This is a genomic window from Caballeronia sp. dw_19, assembly GCF_018449515.1.
Taxonomy (GTDB): Bacteria; Pseudomonadota; Gammaproteobacteria; order Burkholderiales; family Burkholderiaceae; genus Caballeronia.
Window position 1 is genome coordinate 1 of sequence record NZ_JAAVUQ010000120.1, and the last position, 431, is coordinate 431.

Below are 431 nucleotides of genomic sequence, written 5' to 3' on the forward strand. Positions count from 1 at the left end.
CCTACTCACTGAGTTTGCGTAACCTCGAAGAAATGATGGCCGAGCGCGGTATTGAGGTTGATCATTCCACTGTGCATCGCTGGGTGATCAAGTTGGTGCCGCTGTTCGAGAAGATGTTCCGTAAGTACAAGCAGCCGGTAGGCAAGAGCTGGCGGATGGACGAAACGTATATCAAAGTCAAAGGCCAGTGGAAGTACCTCTATCGGGCGGTGGACAAGGCGGGCAAAACCATTGATTTCCTGTTCAGAGCCAAGCGAGACAAGGTGGCAGCACGGCGCTTTTTTGAAAAATCGATCGCTCAGAACGGTGTACCCGAGACGATAACCATCGACAAAAGCGGCTCTAATCTGGCCGCGCTGCACGCGGTGAATGCCGAGCGGGAGACACCAATCACGATCCGTCAAGTCAAGTACCTGAATAACGTGGTCGAG

At 53.1% G+C, this 431-nt stretch carries 1 protein-coding gene; it reads left to right on the forward strand.

The window, feature by feature from the left end; translation table 11 throughout:
* The coding region (locus HB376_RS40625) for an IS6 family transposase (protein ID WP_213769314.1) at positions 1-431 on the forward strand (431 nt) is incomplete at both ends.